We start from the raw sequence: 14,975 nt of genomic DNA, 5'->3' as shown, positions 1-14,975 counted from the left end.
GCCTTACCAGTCGTCAGGCCACGACGGCCAGGATCTGCATGTCCTTCAGGGCCGCCGGCTCGGCGCTTTCGGAGATCTTCCGGCCGTCCTCGTTCACCAACAGCACGGCGTACCCGCTGCCGGCCTGGACCCGCACGACCATCACGCCGTCGGTCTGGAAGTAGACCTGCCGCAGCTCGCGTCCGCCGAGTGGCAACGCGATCGTCTTCCCGGTCCGGGTGTCCAACACAACGTTGACCCGCAGGTCGCGAGCGACGTCGCCATCGTCCCCACCCGGCTTTTCCCGCAGCAGGGCGATCCGGGAGCCGTCCGGGGAGAGGCTGGCGACGTCGTTGCTGCGCCAACCGTCCCGGGAGAAGCCGGGAACGACTCGCCTCGTCGTGCCGTCCGTGCCGTAGAGCGTGACCCCGAGGTTGGTGTTCATGGCGATGGTCTGACCGTCGGCCGACCAGAGGGCGTGGCAGGCGTCAGGTTCAGTGGTCCACCAGCGCACGGTCTTTGCCGTCGAGCGCACGTCCAGCACGCCATATCGGCCGGGTCCACCCGCGTCGTTCGCCTTCGTCTCCCGGAACAGCAGTTGCCGCCCGTCCGGCGACCAGACCGCGGTGACGCAGTACGGATCGACACCCGAGCGCACCTTTTGCTTGTCGGAGCCGTCGGCGTTGGCGACGAAGAGGTTGTTGCTCTTGCCGTCGCTGTCCACCCAGGCCACCCGGCGGCCGTCTGGCGAGATGCTCGCGTTGCCCTTCCACGCGAGCTCGGGCAGTGCCAGCAGTCGTACCGGGTTGTCGCCGGGGCGCCAGGATCGCAGGTTCGCGTTCTCCGCGCCGGTCACCTCGGCGGGCCCGTAGAAGAGCTTGCCGATCTTCACCGTGGGCGTGTTCGTGTCGGACCCGCTACTGGGCGGTGAGCCCGGTGCGTCGCTGGTGCTGGTGGACGGCGTCGGGTTGGCTGACGGCGTCGGCGTCGGCGTGACCGACGGAGTGTCGGCGGGCAGTGGGGTTGGAGACTGGTTCGGGCGAATGGCGAAGGCAGTGCCGGCCGCCGCCGCGATCAGCACCAGTGCGGCGGCGGAGGTGGCCACCGCCCGCTGGATACCGAGCCGACGGGACGCACGCAGGGTCCGGTCCCGCAGGTCGACCACGGTGACCTCTTCGGCCAGCTCGGTCAGGTCGAGCCGGAGGCGCTGGTCGTTCATCGGTCGCTTCCTTCCAGGACGTACAGCTCGGCGAGCTCGGGCGCGACCACTCGCAGCTTGGCCAGCGACCTGGCTGTCTGGCTCTTCACCGTGCCGACGGTGACGCCGAGCAGGTCGGCGGTCTCCGCCTCGGTGCGGTCCTCGAAGAACCGCAGCACCAGCACGGCCCGTTGCTTCGGGGAGAGCTTCGTCAGCGCCGACCGGAGGGTGAGCCGCAGGCTGGTCTGTTGCGCGTGGTCCGGGGCCGAGTCGCCTCCGCGTGGCTCGGGCAGGTCGCCCGGCATCGACTCGGGTACCCGGCGCCGCCGCCACCAGGACACCTGCACGTGGTACATGGTCTTGCGCGTGTACGCCTCGGCGTTGCCGCTGTGGTGCAGCCGGTTCCAGGACCGGTGCGTTCGGGCCAGGGCCGACTGGACGAGATCCTCGGCCAGGTGCTGGTCACCGGTGAGCAGGTAGGCCGAGCGCAGCAACGCCGGCGTGCGGGTACGGACGAACGAGTCGAACTCACTCAGCAGAGGGTCCACACGGGCCGATCCTTTGGGTCGTGGTGCGTGAGGGAGGTGATGCCTCTCCAGACGCCGCCCTGGGCAACCGTGGTTGCCGGCACGGACAGGCCATTTTCGAGCGCTCCCGAGCAACGGCCTGCGACGCACCGGACGAATTGGGTCGCTCGGCCGCTCGGCACGGCTCTACGCTGCGCGCATGCTGCTACGCATGTCGACCCTGTTGCTGCGGACCCTGCGCGAGGATCCGGCCGACGCGGAGGTGCCGAGCCACCGGCTGCTGCTGCGCGCCGGTTACATCCGTCGTGCCGCACCGGGCGGCTACACGTGGCTGCCGCTGGGCAAGCTGGTGCTGGATCGGATCACCGAGGTGGTGCGCGCCGAACTGATCGCGATCGGCGACCAGGAGGTGCACTTCCCCGCGCTGCTGCCTGCTGAGCCCTACCGGACGAGCGGCCGGTGGACGGAGTACGGCGACGACATCTTCACCCTCGCCGACCGGCGCGGTGCCGAGCACCTGTTGGCGCCCACCCACGAGGAGATGGCGGCACTGCTGGTCAAGGACCTGGTCACCTCGTACCGGGACTTCCCCGTGACGTTGTTCCAGGTGCAGACGAAGTTCCGCGACGAGGCGCGTCCGCGGGCGGGGCTGCTGCGCGGCCGGGAGTTCCTGATGAAGGACGCGTACTCCTTCGACCTGGACGAGGCGGGGCTGCGGGACGCGTACGCGCGGCATCGAGCGGCGTACCAGCGGATTTTCGACCGGTTGGGCCTGGACTACACGGTGGTGCAGGCGATGTCCGGCGCCATGGGCGGGTCCGCGTCGGAGGAGTTCCTGGCGGCGACACCGGTCGGCGAGGACACCTTCGTGGGCTGTACCGCCTGCGACTACGCGGCCAACACCGAGGCGGTGATCACCCGGGCGCCGGCTGCCGGTGACCCGACCACGCAGCCGGCTGTCGAGGTCCACGACACACCGGAGACTCCGACGATCGCCAGCCTGGTGGAGTTGGCCAACGCCCGTCGGTTGGGCGGTCGGGACGGCTGGACCGCCGCCGACACCCTGAAGAACGTCGTGCTGTCCGTTCGCCAGCCGGGCGCGGATCGGGCCGAGCCTCTGGTCGTCGGGCTTCCCGGTGACCGGGAGGTCGACCTGAAGCGGGTCGGCGCCGCCCTGCACCCGGCGGAGGTGACCGTCTTCGAGGAGTGGGCCGAACATCCGGAGTTGGTACGCGGGTACATCGGGCCGCAACTGCTCGACAAGCTGGGCATTCGTTACCTGGTCGATCCGCGGGTAGGGGCCGGCTCGGCCTGGTTGACCGGGGCGAACGAGCCGGGCCGACACGCGACCGACGTCGTCTGCGGGCGGGACTTCACACCCGAGGGCACCATCGAGGCGGCCGACGTACGCGCCGGCGACCCCTGCCCCGACTGCGAGGCCGGTGAGCTGACGATCCGGCGGGGCATCGAGATCGGGCACATCTTCCAGCTCGGCCGCCGGTTCACCGACGCCTTCGCGGTCGACGTGCTCGGGCCGGCTGGCAAGCCGGTCCGGCCGACCATGGGCTCCTACGGCATCGGGGTGTCCCGGGCGGTGGCGGCCATCGCCGAGCAGCATCACGACGACCGGGGGCTGATCTGGCCGGCGGCGATCGCGCCGTGCGACGTACACTTGGTGGTTGCGGGCAAGGGCCCGCAGCTCGACGCGGCGCAGGAGCTCGGCGGGCGCCTGGCCGCCGCTGGTCTGCGGGTGCTGGTCGACGACCGCACGCACGTCTCGGCCGGGGTCAAGTTCACCGACGCCGAGCTGATCGGCATCCCCCGGGCCGTCGTGGTCGGCCGCCGACTCGCCGACGGGTACGTCGAGCTGCGTGAACGGGCCGGCGACGCGCGCGCCGAGCTACCGCTGGACGGTCTGGTGGACAGGCTTGTCCATGAGGTACGCCGAGAACGTGGGAACCTGGTGTAGCTGTCGCTTCACGGGGTAGTGCAGTGGGATCGGGTGAAAACGTCTTCGGAGGCTCTCATGACCGGTTACCGGGTCAGTGACGTGATGACCAAGCAGGTCGTGTACCTGCCGGTGGAGACCACTCTGGACGAGGCGGCCAGGGTGATGAAGGAGGCGGACATCGGCGACGTGGTGGTCACCGACGGCGCCAGCCTCGCCGGCATGCTCACCGATCGGGACATCGTGGTGCGGGCCGTGGCGGAGAACAGCTCCCCCGCGGCCACCACCATCGGCTCGATCGTCACCCGTGAGGTGGTCATGATCGAGCAGCACTGCACGGCGGGTGAGGCGGCGACGCTCATGCGGGACCGGGGCATCCGGCGGGTGCTGGTCTGCGACAGCGACCGCAAGCTGGTCGGGATCGTCTCGCTCGGCGACCTGGCCATGCAACTCGACCCGACCAGCGCCCTCAGTGAGATCAGCGAGCAGTCACCCACCGTCTGAGGCGTCCCGCACGACGGCGGTAGCCTCGACACATGGCTGACATGCCGGCCCGACTGGCCGAGATCGTCGACGAGTTCGCCGCCGCGCCGCGCGACCTGGTGCTGGAAATGCTCCTGGAGTATGCCGACGTCATCCCGGCCCTGCCGGACGGCGCCGAGCGCGAGGGCATGGAGCAGGTGCCGGAGTGTCAGACGGCGTTCTTCCTGCGCGCCCGGGTGACTCCGGAGGGCACCGTGGAGACGCTCTTCGACTGCCCACCGGAGGCGCCCACCACCCGGGCGTTCGCCGGGATCCTCGCTGAAGGGCTGGCGGGCGCGAGCGCCGAGCAGGTGCTGGCCGTTCCGGACGATCTCTATCAGCGGATGGGTCTGACGCAGGCGATCAGCCCGCTGCGGGTACGCGGCGGCACGGCGATCCTGGGCCGTCTCAAGCGGCAGGTCCGGGAACAACTGGGCTGACCGCGAGGTTGCCACCGATCATGGAGATCGAGATCTACGCGGACGTCATCTGCCCGTGGTGCTACATCGGCAAGCGCCGCCTGGATGAGGCCCTCGCCAGTTACGAGGGCGAGGTGACGGTCCGCTACCGGCCGTTCCAGCTCGACCCGTCACCGGTGCCCGAGCCCCGCCCGCTGGTGGAAGCGCTGGCCGCCAAGTTCGGCGGCCCGGAGCGCGCCCAGCAGATGGTTGCCCACGTGACCCAGGTCGCGGCGGGTGACGGTCTACGGCTGGACTACGGCCGCGCGGTGATCGCCAACACCTTCGACGCGCACCGGCTGGTCTCCTACGCCACCGACCACGGTCGGGCGGCCGAGATGGTGGAGGCGCTCTACCAGGCGCACTTCAACCAGGGTGTCGACGTTGGTTCCCGGGAGGCCCTGGCCACCGTGGCCGGCGGGATCGGCCTGGACGCGGCCGACGCCCGTCGATTCCTCGATTCCGACGAGCGCGCCGACCACGTGGCCGCCGAGCTGGCCGCCGCCCGGGACCTGGGCATCACCAGTGTGCCGACCTTCGTCCTGGCCGGGAAGTACGCGGTCTCCGGCGCACAGGAGGTGCAGACGCTGCTCGCCGCGCTCACCGAGGTCGAGCAGCGCGAATCCGGAGCCCACTCACACTGAGTCACCGGCCAAACGGCACCCGGCATCGACAACCGCGATGTTTCACGTGCAACGGTATCGATGCCGGTGTCTGGTCAGGCTGGCCTGGCCAGGCCTTCCACCACCTGCGCCCCGGGCAGCGCACCCAGAGCCGGCCCCGGCAGCGCGATCTTGCTGTGCCGTACGCCGGACCCAATGATCACGTGTGGTGTGGCGATCACCCGCGCGTCCACCAGGATCGGCCACTGCGCCGGCAGCCCGATCGGGGTGATGCCGCCGTACTCCATGCCGGTCAACTCGACGGCGTCGGTCATCGGGGCGAAGCTCGCCTTGCGGACGTCCAGCGTTCGGCGGGCCACCCCGTTCACGTCGGCCCGGGTGGTGGCCAGGACGATGCAGGCCGCGTAGCGGACCACACCCTCACGCTTACCGGCCACCACGACACAGTTGGCCGACACTTCCAACCCCACCTCGTACGCCGCGCAGAACGCCGCGGTGTCGGCGAGATCGGCGTCGATCGGCGCGACCAGCACGTCATTGACGTCGACCGGCGCGTCGGCGGGCCACTGCGCGATGGCCTCCGCCACCGGCGGAGCGAGCAGGTCGAGGCGGGCGCGGGCCGGTTCGGTCTTCAGCGTTCCCATCACGGGTGCGATCTTCGCATCCGCGACGCTGAACCGCCCGGCGGCTCCCGGGTTGCCCCGCGACGCCACCGGCCCGGGCCGGACGGAGCCGGTGCTCAACTGCCGGCGAGGAAAGCGTTGTCGCGCATGAAGGAGCGGTCCCGGGCGGCCGCCAGCTCCGCTTCGCGCTGGACCTTGGCCCGTTGCAGCTCCAGATCCTCCATGGCGTGCCGGACACCCAGCCGGATCACGCCGTAGAGGAAGACGAAGCCGAAGACGTAGAGGATCACCGTGGTGACGACAGCGAACATGGCGTCACCGTAAGACGAACGTGAACTGTTGTTGCTCTCATTTCCGCCCGGGTCCCCCGTACGTGTCCGGCTCACCCCGAACGCATCAGGTCCAACACGGTCAACAGTGCGAAGAACGCGATCACGATCTCGTTGACGATCCAGGCGTGCCCCTCGGCCCACTCCCGCATCCGGGTCAGCGCCCGCGCCGCCTTGTCCCCGAGGAGCAGTAACGCCAGTAGGGGCAGGGCGAGCAGGAGCACGGTGAGCAGCACGAACGGCACCAGGTGCCACCACGGCAGGTTGTGTCGGGCCACGCTCGCACCGACGGCGGCCATGGTCAGGTCATCGGTGGGCGTCACCACGAAGAGCAGCGCACCCAGTCGGAGTGCCTGGCGTGGCTCGGCGTGCTCGACACTCCCCAACCATCTCGGCGGCCCAGCCCGGCCCCGCCGGACCCAGACCACCACGGCCAGGCTGACCAGCAGGGCGAGCACCACCAGGTCGATGACGGGACCGCGATCGACCTTGCCCGCGACGGCGCTGGCATCGGCGACCAGACCGCCCACCAACCGGGTCAGCAGCCAGCCCACCGTGACCCCGATGCTGACCACCAGCCCGGCGCCTGCGAGGAAGCCCAGCGACGCTGCCCGGGGCCGGTCCGACGAGGCGAGGAAGACCGCCACGACCAACTGGGTCCCGGCGACCATCACCACGGCGAGCGGCAGGATGGTCAGGAAGTTCATCGCCCGCCATCCTCCCGGCCCGACCAGGTCGGACGCGGCCGAATCCCTGGATCACCCGACCGGCCGCGCACTCCCGCCCACCACGACACGGCCGGCCAGCAGCGCCCCGAGCAGTGCCAGGCCAGCGGCCACCGCCAGAGTCGCCGTGTAACTGGCCGGGCCAGGTGCGCTTCCCGCCGCCAGCACGGTCCCGGTCAACGCGAGCACGGTCGCCGCGAAGAGGGAGTCGCCCAGTTGCAACGACGAGCTGTTGCGGCCCTGCTCACCAGGGGCGGACAACTCCAGGGTGAGCACCGACAACGACGGGTAGAGCAGCCCCATGCCGAGGCCGGCGACCGCCCAGCCGACCACGGCGACGGTCACCGGCAGTTCGGGCCGGACGGCCAGCGCCACCGTGGCGGTGCCAACCGTGATGCAGCTCAGCCCGACGCGCGGCAAACTGGCCCGGGAGGCCGGCACCGGGATCCGGCCCTGCAACCAGGAGCCCACCGACCACGCCAGCGCCCCGACCGTGAGGACCAGCCCGGCTGCGGTCGGCGAGAGGCCCCGCTCCCGGGACAGCATCAAGGGGATGACCACCTCGGCACCGACGAAGGCACCCGACGCCAGACCGCGCAGTCCGACGACGGTGGGCAGCCCTCGGGCTGCCCGGAGGAAGCCGGCCGGCAGCACGCGTGGGGCGCAGACCAGCAGACCGACCACGGCGAGCGCGATCAGCACGAGGGCCGTGGCACCGCGCTGCTGTCCCCCGATGTGCAGCAGTGCGGCACTCACCGCGGCCCCGCACGCCCAACCGATCCGCGCCGCCGCTCCGGCCGGCAGACTCGTCGCCACAGTCCGGCCCAGCGACCGCAGGCCGGGATGGATCAGCAGCACCGCCGGCACAGCCACCGCCGGTACCGCCAGGAACACCCACCGCCAGCCCAGGTACTCCACGATCAGGCCGGCCACCGCCGGTCCGACCAGCGACGGTACGACCCACGCCGCCGCGAACGCCGCGAAGATCCGCCGGTGCAACTCCTGCGGGTACGCGTGCCCGACGATCACGTAGAGCGCCACCGAGAGCAGCCCGGAGCCGAACCCCTGCACCACCCGCCCGACGACCAGCGCACTCATCACGGGGGCGGTCCCGGCGATCAGCAACCCGACCACGAACCAGGCGACCCCGTGCCACATCGGCCCTCGAGGACCTCGGGCGTCGCACCAGATGCCGGAGACCACCATGGCGAGCACACCGGTGGCGAATGGGCCACCGAACGCGATCCCGTACAGCGCCAGCCCATCCAGGCTGCGGGCGACGGTCGGCATCGCCGTACCGACCGCCAGTGCCTCGAACGCCAGCAACGAGATCAACGCGACGCTGCCCACCGTCATCGCTCTCAGCCGGGGGGCGAACAGTCCCGGTGCGGCGGGTACGACGGTGGCGGCTGTGCTCGGCATGGACCGAGCATGCGACCTCAACCCGGATTCATGTCAATCGCCCCGACGACTCGGCTCCGTCAGGCGTCCTGCAGCACCTCCCCGACACCGCGCGCCAGTCCCGACAGGTGCTGGTCTGCCAGCAGGTGACCGGCGGTGATCACCAGGGCGAGCGGCCACTCGATGACCTGGAGTGCGGCGAGCACCCCGAGCCCGGCGTAATAGGCGACCCTGTCCGGTGGCGGCACCGCCACCTCACCCAGCATCGGCAGCTCAACCCGCCGGTTGTACATCCGGATGTTCTCGTGCAAACCGTTGAGGTGTCGCGTCAGCGTGCTCATTCCGGCCTCCCCATGTCCGGTGATGGTCGTCGGGTTCCACAGCCCAACCCGTCCATGCGCCGGCATCGGCGGAAAGTTCCACCACCCAGGGGGCATAACGGACGGCAGGTCGGGAAGCCAGGCCGCCGGACGTGCGGCGGTGGGAGGACGAGATGGCCGAGGTCAGGACCAGCAGCAACAGGGAGCCGGGCCGGCGTCCGTCCAGCCGTACGCCTCGATGACGGCGGCGGGTCGCGCTGCCGGCCGCATCCTGCCGTCCTTCGGTGTGCCACACCTCGTCGGCGAAGCGTCCCGGACCGTCGGCTCGGCCGCGACCCGGCTGGCCCGGACGGTCGGGCTGACCCGGCGTCGGGTCTGGTCACGGCCCGGTCGGCACCACATCGAGGTGCACGGCGTGTGCCAGGATGGCGGCGACCAGCTCGCCCGGCAGGTGGAGGGCGCGCTGGAGCGGATGCCCGGGGTCGCCTGGGCCAGGGTGAACGCCCCATCCGGTCGGGTGGTGGTGGCCGTGCAGGCCCCCGAGCCGAGTCTGCGCGACCTCATCGCCACGATCAGCCGGGTCGAGCGAACCTGCGACCACGAGCCTGACCCGGAGATCCCGCCGCCGCACCCGCCGGAGGAGGGGCCGAACACCCCACGCACCCTTGGTGCGCTCGCCTCGGACGCGCTGGGCCTGAGTCTCTGGGCGGCCACCCGGATCCTGCCGTTCGCACCTCTGCCCGGTGAGGTGGCCGGCCTGCTGGCGGCGGTGGACCTGCAACCGAAGCTGCACGCGTTGCTCGGCAAACCGTTGCGTTCCGACCCGCGCGCGGACGTGCTCTTTCCCCTGGCCGAGGCGGTGGTCCAGGGCCTGTCCGGCCGCTGGCCCGGCATCGTTCTCGACGGCGCCCAACGGCTCGTGCAGTGGGGCGAGGATCGGGCCCAGCTCTCCGCCTGGGAGAAGGCCGAACCGCGGTTGACCGGCGACCCGGAGCGCGCCGTCGCCCGGTGGCCGGTGGCCGACCGTCCCCGACCGAAGCCACACGGCCCGGTCGAGCGGTACATCGACCGGGCCCTGGCCGCCGGCACAGCGGCCGGCGCAGCGGCGATACCGTTCGCCGGGCCCAAGCGAGCCGCCGCGCTGGGCCTGTCCGCGTTGCCCAAGGCCCCGGGCAGCGGACGCGAGGGGTACGCCGCCCAACTCGGCCGGATGCTGGCCCGGCGCGGAGTGATCGCGATGGACCGCAGCGTGCTGCGGGAGCTGGACCGGATCGACACGCTCGTACTGGACGCCGCGGTGCTCGGCTCGGACCGAGGTGTGCTGGCCGACCTGGCACCGGCGCCCGGAGCCGACGTCGACCAGGTGGCGGAGCGGGCCTTCGCGTTGTTCGATCCGGACGATCCGGCTGCGACCCACACGGCGGACGGCTGGCAGATCGGACCGCTGGATCAGATGCCCACGAACGACCCGGGCGACATCCCGGACGGCGACCGGCTGCGGACCGCCGGCGGCCAGTTGCTCGGCCTCGCCCACGGCGATCGACTCGCCGCACTGCTGCGGGTCGAGCCGGAACCCGCGCCCGGCGTCGACGGCCTGCCGACCGCAGCCCGACACGCCGGCCTGCGGCTGGTCGTGGCCGGCGGGGACGAGCAGCGGTACGGCTTCGCCGATGCGATGCTGCCCGGCGGGGACCAGCTGGTCGAGTCGGTACGTGCGTTGCAGCGCGACGGCGCGGTGGTGATGCTGGTTTCGGCGGACCGGAAAGCGCTCGGCGCGTCCGACTGCGGTCTCGGGTTTGCCGCACCGGAGGAGCTGCCGCCATGGGGTGCGCACCTGCTGGTCGGTGCCGACCTGCGGGTGGTGGCCCTGGTGATCGAGGCGACCGGGGTGGCCCGGCGGACGGCCCAGCAGAACATCCGACTGGCCATGGCCGGCACCGGTCTCGGGGCGCTGGGCGCGTTCACCGCACCACCGACCCAGCTGCCCCAACGGTCGCTCGTCGCGGTCAGCGGAGCGGCCGGGTTGGCGTTCGCGAACGGGGTCTGGCAGGCCCACCGGCTGCACGACCAGTCGGACACTCCGGCGCCCGTGACGACCGCCTGGCACCTGATGCCCGTCAGCACAGTGCTCGACCACCTGCGCACCACGCCGGACGGTCTGTCCAGCGCCGAAGCGCAGCGCCGGCACCACGGCTCCGGTGGGAACGGCGATGCCACACCCGGAAGTGGTGGTCTGCTGCGCGCCTTCGTGGATGAGTTGTCCAACCCGCTCACCCCGGTGCTGGCCGCCGGGGCGGTGCTCTCCGCGTCGTTCGGCTCGCTGGTCGACGCCGCGCTGGTGGGCAGCGTGGTCGGTGGGTCCGCCCTGATCGGAGCGGTACACGAACGCAACACGGAAAGGTCCCTGGCGGAGCTGCTGTCCCGTTCGGCGGTGACCGCGCGGGTCCGTCGGGACGGCGGCGAGCAGGTGGTCGCCGCCGAAGACCTGGTCCTCGGGGACGTCATCGCCCTCGAGCCGGGTGACTCGGTGCCCGCCGACTGTCGGGTGCTCGAGTCGGTGGGCCTGGAGGCGGACGAGTCGTCGCTGACCGGCGAGTCGCTACCGGTTGCCAAGTCCAACCGCCCGGTGGTGGCCGCCGCCATCGCCGACCGACACTCGATGCTGTACGACGGCACGACCATCGCCGCCGGGCACGGCACCGCCGTGGTGGTGGCGAGCGGCGCCGACACCGAGGCCGGGCGCAGCCTGGCGCTGGTTCGGCAGGACCCACCCGCCAGTGGGGTGGAAGCCCGACTCAGCTCGTTGACCAGCGCAGCCATCCCGTTGGCCGCCGGCTCTGCGGTGGCGGTGGCCGGCGCGGGACTGCTTCGGGGCGTACCGCTGGCCGAAACGGCGGCGACCGCCGCGAACCTCGCCGTGGCGTCGGTGCCGGAGGGGCTGCCGTTTCTGGTCAGCGCGGCGCAGCTGGCCGCCGCCCGGCGCCTGGCCGAGCACGGCGCGTTGGTCCGCAACCCGCGCACCATCGAGGCGCTGGGCCGGGTGGACGTGCTCTGTTTCGACAAGACCGGCACCCTCACCGAGGGCAAGCTGCTGCTCGCCGGGGTCGGCGACGGCGTCGGCGACCGGTACGCACCGGTGGACCGGCTGGACGACCGACTCCGGTTGACGCTGGCCGCGGCGCTGCGGGCCACCCCCGCCGCCGCCAGTCCCGAGGAGTTGGCGTTGCAGACCGACCGGGCGGTCCGGCGGGGTGCCGGGGAGGCGGGGGTGGTCGAGCAGACCGGTGCCGCCGGTTGGCGCGCTGCCGGCGGTCTGCCGTTCGAGCCGACCCGCGGCTACCACGCGAGCATCGGCGAGACCGACGGTCACCTGATGTTGAGCGTCAAGGGCGCTCCGGAAACAGTGCTGCCGCGCTGTTCGTTCCGGCGCACCGACGGCACTCAGGAACCGCTGGACGACGCTGGCCGCGCGGAGCTGGGGCGGATGCTCGCCGACCGGGCCGGGGCGGGAAACCGGATCCTGGCCGTCGCCGAATGCCAGGTGGACGACCCGAAGGTGACCGACGGGGACGTTCGCGGGCTGACCTTCGTGGGTTTCCTGGCCCTCGCGGACGGAGTCCGGGAGAGCGCCGCCCCTGCGGTACGCCGGATCCGGCAGGCCGGCGTGCACACCATCATGATCACCGGCGATCACCCGGCCACCGCCGAGGCGATCGCCGCCACCATCAGCGAGCACGACGAACAGCGGGTGGTCACCGCCGGCGAGCTCGACCAACTGGACGACGACGCACTCGCCGAGCGGTTGGCCAACACCGACGTGGTGGCCCGCTGCACCCCGGCGCACAAGGTGCGGATCATCCAGGCGTTGCAGAAGTGCGGGCGCACCGTGGCGATGACCGGCGACGGCGCCAACGACGCCCCGGCGATCCGGCTGGCCGATGTCGGCATCGCCCTCGGCCAACGGGGCACCCCGGCCGCTCGCGCCGCGGCCGACCTGGTGGTCACCGACGACCGGTTGGAGACCATCATCGCCACCCTGGTCGAGGGGCGGGCGATGTGGTCGTCGGTACGGCACGCTCTCAGCATCCTGGTCGGCGGCAACCTCGGTGAGATCGCGTTCAGTGTGCTCACCGCAGCGGCGACCGGCCGCTCCGCGCTCACCGGGCGACAACTGCTGCTGGTCAACCTGCTCACCGACCTGGCGCCGGCACTGGCCATCGCGGTCCGGCCGCCCGCGTCCGACCGCGCCGACGGGCTGCTCCGGGAGGGCCCGGACATTGCGCTCGGAGAAACCCTCACCAGGGAGATCGGGCTGCGGGCGGCAGCCACCACGCTGGGCGCGACCGCAGGCTGGACGTTGGCCCGATATACCGGACGCCGTCAGCGGGCCGGGACGGTCGCCCTGGTCTCCCTGGTCGGCACCCAACTCGGCCAGACCGTCCTGGCCGGTGGCACCAGCCCGGCAGTGCTGGCGTCCACGGCAGTGTCGCTGGGGGTGCTCGTCGTGGTGGTGCAGACGCCGGGGGTGAGCCAGTTCTTCGGCTGCACCCCACTCGGGCCGGTCGGCTGGACCATCGGGGCCGGGTCGGCGCTCGGCGCCACCTTCGCCAACGGCGCGCTCACCAAACTGATGGAACATGTGCCGCACGCCCGACCTGACACCACGGCGGCGGACGGCGACGGCGCGAGCGGTTCCAAGGGCTGAACGTTGGACCCGTCGCATGCCGCCGGCTCGCGCGGGTACCGGAGCCGGAGGAGGTGGACACGATGGCAGAGCAACCGCAGGTGACGTTCATCGGCACCGCGACGACAGTGCTGCGAATTGGCGGGTTCACCCTGCTGACCGACCCGAACTTTCTGCACCGGGGCCAACGGGCGTACCTGGGCAAGGGTTTGTGGTCGCGCCGGCGCACGGACCCCGCGCTGCGCATCGCCCAGCTTCCGCAGCTGGATGCGGTGGTCCTCTCCCATCTGCATGGCGACCACTTCGACCGGGTGGCCCGCCGGGAACTGGACCGCAGCCTGCCCATCGTCACCACCCCGGCGGCGGAACGAAAGCTGCGTCGCTGGGGATTCCAGGCCGCCCAGGGCCTGCCGACCTGGTCGTCCCGGGAGCTGCACCGCGACGGTACGACACTGCGCCTGACCTCGATGCCCGGCAGGCACGGCCCGGGTGCCGTGGACCGGCTGATGCCCGACGTGATGGGCACGATGATCGACGTGGAGCGCTCCGGGAGGCGCGAATTCCGGCTCTACGTCACCGGGGACACGCTCAACCGACCGCTACTCACCACCATCCCCGAGCGGTACCCGGACATCGACGCGATGCTGATCCACCTTGGCGGCACAAAGGTCGCCGGGATCCTGCTCACCATGGATGCCCGGCAAGGTGCCGACCTGGTGGAACTGATCCGACCGAAGCTGACCGTGCCGATCCACTACGACGACTACCCGGTGTTCCGCTCTCCGCTGGCACACTTCGTCGACGAGGCCCGCCGCCGAGGCTGGGTGAAGCAGGTACGCACCATCGCCCGCGGTGAGACCGCCCCTCTCACCGCGCCCTTCTGACCGCCAACCGCCGCGTGCCGTGTGCCGGTCCACCCTTCCGCACGCAGACGGTCCGACGATCAGTTGTCCGAGGCCAGACCTGCTTGCGGATCACGTGGTTTGATCAGTACGTCGGTCTGAAGGAGGCATGGTGGGGCGCAGAGCGATCGTCTTCCACGGGACCGGCGGCAACCCGGACGTCTGCTGGTATCCCTGGCTGGCAGGGCGGCTCGCAGCCCGGGGATACGCCGTCGAGGTGCCGCATCACCCCGGCATCAACGTCGAGCCGATCGCCACGTTCCTGCCGAAGGTGCTGAACGGGCACACCTTCGACAAGGACACGGTCCTCGTGGGCCATTCCGGCGGCGCGGCCCTCCTGCTCGCGCTCCTGGAGCATGTGGACGTGACCGTCGCCCAGGCAATCCTCGTTGCTGGCTACTGCACCCGACCCAACAGCGAAGAGGAGCCGGTCCTCCAGCAGAGCTACGACTGGGCCGCGATCCGGTCGCACGTGCGGGACATCTACTTCATCAACTCCCGCAAGGATCCGTACGGCTGCGACGACCGACAGGGACGCGCCATGTTCGAGCGGCTCGGCGGCACCCAGATCGTGCGCGACGACGGGCACTTCGGCGACTACAACCAGCCGTACGAGCAGTTCGAACTGCTCGACCGCCTCATCCCCTGACGCCTCCAGCGCGACGGCACCGACCCGTGCTGAATCTGGGCTTGGTCTTCACCAGCACAGCCGGCACCGCGATGGAACCCGGCTGCC

Annotated in this window: 14 protein-coding genes; 7 read left to right on the top strand and 7 right to left on the bottom strand. The window is 71.4% G+C overall.

Features of this window, described 5'->3' with window-relative positions; all coding sequences use genetic code 11:
• Nucleotides 1-13: 13 nt before the first annotated feature.
• Together PCA76_RS00175 and PCA76_RS00170 are read right to left on the bottom strand one after the other, a co-directional pair.
• Nucleotides 14-1,198, bottom strand: coding sequence for a TolB family protein (locus PCA76_RS00175; RefSeq protein ID WP_272614420.1), 1,185 nt, complete (start codon nt 1,196-1,198; stop codon nt 14-16).
• On the bottom strand, nt 1,195-1,725 hold the full coding sequence (locus tag PCA76_RS00170) for a SigE family RNA polymerase sigma factor (protein ID WP_272614419.1): 531 nt from the start codon (nt 1,723-1,725) through the stop codon (nt 1,195-1,197). The genes PCA76_RS00175 and PCA76_RS00170 overlap by 4 nt, the downstream gene beginning before the upstream one ends.
• Before the next feature lie 178 nt (nt 1,726-1,903).
• Here PCA76_RS00170 and PCA76_RS00165 point away from each other — a divergent pair, with 178 nt between their 5' ends.
• From PCA76_RS00165 to PCA76_RS00150, 4 genes are read left to right on the top strand one after another with little or no spacing between them, the layout of a single operon-like run.
• Complete coding sequence (locus tag PCA76_RS00165) at nt 1,904-3,673, top strand: proline--tRNA ligase (protein ID WP_272614417.1); 1,770 nt, start codon at nt 1,904-1,906, stop codon at nt 3,671-3,673.
• Nucleotides 3,674-3,730: 57 nt separating this feature from the next.
• A complete protein-coding gene (locus tag PCA76_RS00160) occupies nt 3,731-4,156 on the top strand; it encodes a CBS domain-containing protein (protein ID WP_272614416.1) in 426 nt (141 codons plus the stop codon).
• A 32-nt stretch (nt 4,157-4,188) separates the two neighbouring features.
• Nucleotides 4,189-4,614 carry a SufE family protein gene (locus PCA76_RS00155; RefSeq protein ID WP_272614415.1) on the top strand — a complete coding sequence of 142 codons (426 nt, stop codon included), beginning with the start codon at nt 4,189-4,191 and terminating at the stop codon, nt 4,612-4,614.
• A gap of 20 nt (nt 4,615-4,634) precedes the next feature.
• Nucleotides 4,635-5,276, top strand: coding sequence for a DsbA family oxidoreductase (locus PCA76_RS00150; RefSeq protein WP_272614414.1), 642 nt, complete (start codon nt 4,635-4,637; stop codon nt 5,274-5,276).
• A 74-nt stretch (nt 5,277-5,350) separates the two neighbouring features.
• Here PCA76_RS00150 and PCA76_RS00145 read toward each other — a convergent pair whose 3' ends face one another.
• The 5 genes from PCA76_RS00145 to PCA76_RS00125 all read right to left on the bottom strand — a co-directional run bounded on the left by PCA76_RS00145 (nt 5,351) and on the right by PCA76_RS00125 (nt 8,674).
• On the bottom strand, nt 5,351-5,899 hold the full coding sequence (locus PCA76_RS00145; RefSeq protein WP_272619809.1) for a YbaK/EbsC family protein: 549 nt from the start codon (nt 5,897-5,899) through the stop codon (nt 5,351-5,353).
• 95 nt (nt 5,900-5,994) lie between these two features.
• Nucleotides 5,995-6,189 carry a hypothetical protein gene (locus PCA76_RS00140; RefSeq protein WP_272614412.1) on the bottom strand — a complete coding sequence of 65 codons (195 nt, stop codon included), beginning with the start codon at nt 6,187-6,189 and terminating at the stop codon, nt 5,995-5,997.
• 71 nt (nt 6,190-6,260) lie between these two features.
• Nucleotides 6,261-6,914 carry a GAP family protein gene (locus tag PCA76_RS00135; RefSeq protein ID WP_272614410.1) on the bottom strand — a complete coding sequence of 218 codons (654 nt, stop codon included), beginning with the start codon at nt 6,912-6,914 and terminating at the stop codon, nt 6,261-6,263.
• A 51-nt stretch (nt 6,915-6,965) separates the two neighbouring features.
• Nucleotides 6,966-8,354, bottom strand: a complete 1,389-nt coding sequence (locus PCA76_RS00130) for an MFS transporter (RefSeq protein ID WP_272614408.1) — start codon at nt 8,352-8,354, stop codon at nt 6,966-6,968.
• 59 nt (nt 8,355-8,413) lie between these two features.
• Nucleotides 8,414-8,674: a hypothetical protein gene (locus PCA76_RS00125; RefSeq protein WP_272614406.1), complete on the bottom strand. Its 261-nt coding sequence runs from the start codon at nt 8,672-8,674 to the stop codon at nt 8,414-8,416.
• A gap of 217 nt (nt 8,675-8,891) precedes the next feature.
• Between PCA76_RS00125 and PCA76_RS00120 the strand changes: the two genes are divergently transcribed.
• The 3 genes from PCA76_RS00120 (at nt 8,892) to PCA76_RS00110 (ending at nt 14,888) form a co-directional block, all read left to right on the top strand.
• Nucleotides 8,892-13,358, top strand: a complete 4,467-nt coding sequence (locus PCA76_RS00120) for a cation-translocating P-type ATPase (protein ID WP_272619806.1) — start codon at nt 8,892-8,894, stop codon at nt 13,356-13,358.
• A 62-nt stretch (nt 13,359-13,420) separates the two neighbouring features.
• Nucleotides 13,421-14,221: an MBL fold metallo-hydrolase gene (locus PCA76_RS00115; protein WP_272614404.1), complete on the top strand. Its 801-nt coding sequence runs from the start codon at nt 13,421-13,423 to the stop codon at nt 14,219-14,221.
• Nucleotides 14,222-14,348: 127 nt separating this feature from the next.
• Nucleotides 14,349-14,888: an alpha/beta fold hydrolase gene (locus tag PCA76_RS00110; RefSeq protein WP_272614402.1), complete on the top strand. Its 540-nt coding sequence runs from the start codon at nt 14,349-14,351 to the stop codon at nt 14,886-14,888.
• Nucleotides 14,889-14,975 lie beyond the last annotated feature (87 nt).

The organism is Micromonospora sp. LH3U1 (assembly GCF_028475105.1).
GTDB lineage: Bacteria > Actinomycetota > Actinomycetes > Mycobacteriales > Micromonosporaceae > Micromonospora.
Note: the sequence above shows the minus strand (reverse complement) of the source record. Positions and strands in the feature narration are given on the sequence as shown.